The organism is Gordonia sp. Z-3, assembly GCF_036233855.1.
GTDB classification, from domain to species: Bacteria; Actinomycetota; Actinomycetes; order Mycobacteriales; family Mycobacteriaceae; genus Gordonia; species Gordonia tangerina.
On sequence record NZ_JAZARS010000041.1, the window covers coordinates 1 to 2,875 of the forward strand.

Below are 2,875 nucleotides of genomic sequence, written 5' to 3' on the forward strand. Positions count from 1 at the left end.
GCCTATCGACTTCGAGGTCACATCACTGACAAGTCAGCAATCAAGCTAACCGTGTCCACTTTTTCGGGGGAGCCCCAATCTCCGTGTAGGGGACCCGTTCAGCAGCGACGTCGCGCTGGGGCCAATTATCGACGCTCGCCAGCGCGACAGTATCCACTCCTTGGTCACCGGTTCGATCGAAGCAGGCGCGGTGCTAGCAGCCGGCGGCGCTTATGACGACCTTCTGTATCGCCCCACTGTCCTTTCCCAGACTCCACTACACGCCCCCGCGTTCGCCAACGAGGTGTTCGGCCCAGTCGCCCCTGTAGCTTCGTTCGGCACCGTCGAAGACGCGATCGCGATTGCCAACAATTCCGAATACGGTCTTGCGCTTAGCATCTTGACCTCTGATGCGATGAGAGGCCTAGAAGTTGCCCAGCGGATTCCCGCTGGTCTCGTACACATCAACGACCAGACGGTCGGAGACGAGGCAACGGTACCCTTCGGCGGATTAGGCGCATCGGGTAACGGTGGACGGGTAGGCGGGATTGCAGCGAACCTCGATGCGTTCACCGAAACCCAATGGGTCACCGCACAAACAACCGTCCCTGCTTATCTCATCTGATACTGCCATCCTGAACTCACTGCAGCCCCGCGATCTCGGTGCTCATGTCGGCTCTCCAGGGAAAGTTTGCCATTCCCGTCGTGCGCATGTGTGGATCGGCCCGCCGCGCAGCGCGGTCATATCCGCAAAGATCTGCGCGCGATGTTCACCACCAGGCGTTCCGAATCCAGCCACTCGGAAAATGGTCCGCGATCCGCCGCCCTCGCCACCTCGAGTGCCGGGGACGCCGAGCCGGACCCGTGGTGCCGGGGCTGCAGCGGCGTGGCGCTATCTCGCGGGACCGACATTCGGCAGCTCGCGCACGAACCGTTCGGACACCGCCCGACCACGCTGCTGGTTCGCACCCGACGCTGCAAGTGCGCCGGGTGCGCGTCGCCGCGGCCGGTGACCGTAGAGCGGTGACGACCTCCTCTGGGGTGGTGCGGATCGACTTCACCAGGCGACCGGTCCGTGGCGGTCGATGAACCGGCCGGTCCCGGCGGAGGGGCCCTCGGTGGCGAGGGTGATGATGGCGTCGGTGCCCTCGGTGATGGTCTGGGTGCCGCGGTGGTCGTTGAAGTCGGTGGCGGTGTAGCCCGGGTCGGCGGCGTTGAACCGGATATCGGGGATCGCTTTGGCGTACTGGGTTGTGAGCATGGTGACGGCCGCCTTGGACGAGGTATAGAGCGGGCCGATGACCGCCGACTCGACCCGGTCGGGGTCATGGGTGAGGGCGAAGGAGCCCATGCCGCTGGAGACGTTGACAACGCGGGGGCGCTCGGCCCGTCGAAGCAGCGGCAGGAACGCGTGGGTGACCCGCACGACGCTGGCGACGTTCGTGTTGAACGTCTCCAGCGCGTCGGCGCCGGTGAGGTCATCGGCCGCTGCCCGGCTGCCGACGATGCCAGCGTTGTTGATGAGCGTATCGACACGTCCCTCGTGCTCCTGCAGATCTGCCGCGGCCGCCGCTACGGACACGTCGTCGGTAACGTCGATCGGGACCAGCCGGACCCCGAGCTTCTCGGCGGCCTCACGACCGCGCGTCTGGTCCCGCGCGCCGATGACGACAGTGTGCCCCAGATCGGTGAGCCGGCGTGCGGTCTCGAATCCGAGACCCTTGTTGGCGCCGGTGATGAAAATAATGTCGGTCATGCTTCGAGTGTCATCCACGGCGAGGACGGTAGCCAGGGATCGCTGGAAGGTAGGACGACACGTACCACCCTGCCGGGCCGGCGACGGCCGACAATGAAGGGGTGGATGCACAGGAAACCAGTCTCGGAGCGACGCTGCGCGCATGGCGCGACCGACTGAGCCCGGCCGCGGCGGGACTGCCAGCCCGGCACGGCCGCAGAGCTCCCGGACTGCGCCGGGAGGAGCTGGCAGAGCTCGCCGGGGTGTCGGTCGACTACGTGGTGCGGCTGGAGCAGGGACGCGCCGTCGCCCCGTCCGCGCAGATCACCGGGGCGCTGGCGCGGGCGCTGCAGCTCACCCACCCCGAACGCGACCATCTCCACCGGCTGGCCGGTCTACTCCCGCCGGGCGCGGGGATGATCGACGACCACATCCCGCCGGGCATCCATCGCGTCCTCGACCGTCTCGGCGACACCCCGGTGTCGGTCTATGCGGCAGACTGGCGGCTGATCTGGTGGAACCGCGCCTGGGCCGCGCTGCTGGGCGCCCCCCAGGGGGTACTGCCGCAAGAACGCAACCTGGTCGCCTCCCGGCTCCCCGTGCCCGGCACCCGCGGCACCGTCGCTCTCTGGCCGGTGCGCGCAGACAACCCCGACGAATCCGACCTCGCGGTCGTCGCCGACCTGCGCCAAGCATCCGCCCGGTATCCGAACGATCCGCGCCTGGCCAACCTAATCTCCCGCACCACAGCCGGCAACCCACGCTTCGCCCGACTCTGGGCTCAAGCTGAGGTCCGCGGCCACCGCGAGGACCGAAAGACGATCATCCGCCCCGACGTCGGCGAAATCACGGTTGACTGCGACGTCCTCACCGACAGCGACACCGACCTCAAGATCGTCATCTACACCGTCGTCCCCGGCAGCGACGACGAGAGCAAGCTGGCACTCGCACTGGTCGCCGGCCAACCCGACCACGCGACGACCCCGCCCGACACAACGAACGGCCGCACCGCGACATCCGAGCCACACAACCTCCACTCCCGGCCGTCGTAGCCGATCGCGAGAACCGTGTGGCAAAGCGCGTCTCTAGCCTCGATCTTTCACGTGGCTGGGTGATGGGCGGCGTGTGATACGCGAAAGTGCCTGTCTGCTGGGGGATTCT

2 protein-coding genes and 2 pseudogenes are annotated in these 2,875 nt (G+C 67.1%); 3 read left to right on the plus strand and 1 reads right to left on the minus strand.

Annotated features, from left to right (window positions below; all coding sequences use genetic code 11):
- Positions 1-79: 79 nt before the first annotated feature.
- Together VX037_RS23640 and VX037_RS23645 are read left to right on the plus strand one after the other, a co-directional pair.
- A pseudogene (locus VX037_RS23640) lies at positions 80-604 on the plus strand (aldehyde dehydrogenase family protein); the annotation flags it as partial.
- A gap of 228 nt (positions 605-832) precedes the next feature.
- Positions 833-973 (plus strand): annotated as a pseudogene (locus VX037_RS23645) (ISL3 family transposase); the annotation flags it as partial.
- Positions 974-1,036: 63 nt separating this feature from the next.
- On the opposite strand, the gene VX037_RS23650 reads toward VX037_RS23645, so the two are convergent.
- Positions 1,037-1,735 carry an SDR family NAD(P)-dependent oxidoreductase gene (locus tag VX037_RS23650; RefSeq protein ID WP_266063715.1) on the minus strand — a complete coding sequence of 233 codons (699 nt, stop codon included), beginning with the start codon at positions 1,733-1,735 and terminating at the stop codon, positions 1,037-1,039.
- Between the two features lie 101 nt (positions 1,736-1,836).
- On the opposite strand from VX037_RS23650, the gene VX037_RS23655 reads away from it, so the two are divergent.
- Entirely contained in the window at positions 1,837-2,766 is a 930-nt protein-coding gene (locus tag VX037_RS23655; RefSeq protein WP_266063714.1) for a helix-turn-helix transcriptional regulator, read from the plus strand.
- Positions 2,767-2,875: the final 109 nt, after the last annotated feature.